The following is a 2313-nucleotide window of genomic DNA, read 5'->3' as shown; positions in this document are numbered from 1 at the left end:
CTGAGTCCTGAGGCTGTTGCAATGAAGATGAGAATCAAGGGTCGAACTCATCGAAATGCTCGAAGTTCCATTTTCGGACTAATCGGTAGAAAGCTGTGATAAACTAACTCACGCATTGCGTGCCCGAGTGGCGGAATTGGCAGACGCAGTGGACTCAAAATCCACCGTTGGCAACAACGTGCGAGTTCGAGTCTCGCCTCGGGCACCATTCATGCAAGCGAGCGTTCAAGGGGGTTGCGGCCCCCTTTTTCGTGCCGAACTCGCGTGAGCGCGCGAAGCGTTAAGCAAACAGGCCTGTGGCCTGTTTGTAGCGGAGCGTGGCGAGGACGCCATGCGCCCGAAGCCCGGGGCTTCGCGAAGTGAAGGTCCTTCGAGTCTCGCCTCGGGCACCATTCATGCAAGCGAGTGTTCAAGGGGGTCAAGGCCCCTTTTTCGTGTACGTAATGTGATAACGCGCTGTACGTGTTATTATTCGCAAGGCGTTGTTCCCGCAATGCCCTAAAGAGGAACCTGAGGGTTCCCACCTTTTGGCGCCAATGAGCAGCTGACTGGTCATACAACTTAGATTCCCTTCCTCAAATCGAGGAAGTCTATGTGTACGACCTGGTTGCTGAGAAGCGCCGGGTTATTTTTTTATGAATGGAGGTAGGGAAAATAGCTAAGTCTGATGACACCCGCATCAACGACGAGATCACTGCATCTTCGTGTCGTTTGATTGGCGTCGATGGCTCTCAGCTCGGCCTGTTCGCCATCCGCGATGCCCAGCGCGTCGCCGACGATCAGGGTCTCGACCTGGTCGAGATCGCTCCCAACGCGGAGCCGCCGGTCTGCAAGGTCATGGACTACGGTAAGTTCAAGTACCAGCAGGCCATGAAGGCCAAGGCTGCTCGTAAGAACCAGTCCAAGGTCGAGGTCAAGGAAATGAAGTTCCGACCCAAGATCGACGTTGGCGACTACGAGACCAAGAAGGGCCACGTTCTGCGTTTCCTCAAGAAGGGCGCACGCGTTAAGATCACCATCATGTTCCGCGGCCGTGAGATGGCTCACCCGGAGCAGGGCCTTAACGTTCTTGAGCGTCTCGCCGAGGATCTCAAGCCTTACGCTACGGTCGAGTCCAAGCCTAAGATGGAAGGCCGTAACATGCTTATGCTGCTCGCCCCGATTAAGGGCGCCTTCGATGAGGATAAAGCGGCAAGCGATAGCAAGTAACTAGTGTTCTGTAACCGATTAAGGAGTATTTCATGCCTAAGATGAAGTCCCACAGCGGCACCAAGAAGCGTTTCCGCAAGACTGGTACCGGCAAGCTTATGCGCGCCAAGGCTTTCAAGAGCCACATCCTGAGCAAGAAGTCCACCAAGCGTAAGCGTGGCTTCCGTCAGGAGACCGAGATCGCCGCTGCCGACCGCAAGGTCATCAAGTCACGTCTCGCCTAAGTTCGCGTTCCCGTTTTTCGTTTTACCGTCTAGGAGTTGATAGAACATGGCACGTATTAAGCGCGCTGTTGCCGCCAAGAAGAAGCGCCGTACCGTTATGCACCGTGCGAAGGGTTACTACGGTGCCGCTTCGCGTACTTACAAGCATGCTAAAGAGCAGGTCCAGCACTCCCTGCAGTATCAGTATCGTGATCGCCGCAACAAGAAGCGCGAGATCCGTTCTCTCTGGATTACCCGTATCAACGCTGCTGCTCGCCTGAACGACATCTCTTACTCTCAGTTCATGCATGGCCTGAAGGTTGCCGGCATCGAGCTCGACCGCAAGGTCCTGGCTCAGATGGCTTACGAGGACATCGAGTCCTTCAACGAGCTGGCTACCATCGCCAAGAAGGCTCTCGAGGCCTAATAGATTCTCTTGAATCGCTAGGGGAGTGTCGCGTTGTGCGCGGCGCTCCCTCTTTTTATCTGAAGCGCGGTTTACATTGCTAAAAGCGCGGGTAGATAGACACTTACAGGTGACCGATCTCTATATATTCCTAAACCAAAGGGTCATCATCTGATACGTGCGGAAGATCCGCACCAGTCTTTCTATTAGCTATAGAAAGCGATATGTTGTGTAGGACTTGTGAAGAGTGGAATTGACGACCCACAGGGCTTCGCGGTCTGGCAATATATCTCCTTGCCGCGCGGCCCGGTCGGACCGGATCAGCCGCCAGGCGTGCACCTTGAGAACCGGATACTGCGAGGATGGACACATTCAGTGTCGCATCCGGGCAGACATCGAACCATTTGAAATGGTCTAACTTGGATTTGTTTTTCGCAAGGCCGCCGAGAGGCGGCCCCGAGAAATTCCTTTTCCTATACTAAAACCATATGAATC

Annotated in this window: 3 protein-coding genes and 1 tRNA gene; all 4 read left to right on the top strand. The window is 54.2% G+C overall.

The window, feature by feature from the left end; all coding sequences use genetic code 11:
- The first annotated feature begins 121 nt into the window (after positions 1-121).
- The 4 genes from DW661_RS09925 to rplT all read left to right on the top strand — a co-directional run bounded on the left by DW661_RS09925 (position 122) and on the right by rplT (position 1839).
- Positions 122-208, top strand: a tRNA-Leu gene (locus DW661_RS09925).
- 431 nt (positions 209-639) lie between these two features.
- Positions 640-1209, top strand: a complete 570-nt coding sequence (gene infC / locus DW661_RS09920; protein WP_089573296.1) for a translation initiation factor IF-3 — start codon at positions 640-642, stop codon at positions 1207-1209.
- Between the two features lie 32 nt (positions 1210-1241).
- The gene (gene rpmI / locus DW661_RS09915; RefSeq protein WP_006234422.1) at positions 1242-1433 is read left to right on the top strand and encodes a 50S ribosomal protein L35; all 192 of its coding nucleotides are present in this window, start codon (positions 1242-1244) and stop codon (positions 1431-1433) included.
- Between the two features lie 46 nt (positions 1434-1479).
- Positions 1480-1839, top strand: coding sequence for a 50S ribosomal protein L20 (gene rplT / locus DW661_RS09910; RefSeq protein ID WP_006234421.1), 360 nt, complete (start codon positions 1480-1482; stop codon positions 1837-1839).
- Positions 1840-2313: the final 474 nt, after the last annotated feature.

Source organism: Collinsella sp. AM24-1 (assembly GCF_003470325.1).
GTDB lineage: Bacteria > Actinomycetota > Coriobacteriia > Coriobacteriales > Coriobacteriaceae > Collinsella.
Note: the sequence above shows the minus strand (reverse complement) of the source record. Positions and strands in the feature narration are given on the sequence as shown.

Excerpts from the sequence above, each read along its gene's own strand:
- infC (WP_089573296.1), top strand. The coding sequence starts at position 640 with ATGGAGGTAGGGAAAATAGCTAAGTCTGATGACACCCGCATCAACGAC.
- rpmI (WP_006234422.1), top strand. The coding sequence starts at position 1,242 with ATGCCTAAGATGAAGTCCCACAGCGGCACCAAGAAGCGTTTCCGCAAG.
- rplT (WP_006234421.1), top strand. The coding sequence starts at position 1,480 with ATGGCACGTATTAAGCGCGCTGTTGCCGCCAAGAAGAAGCGCCGTACC.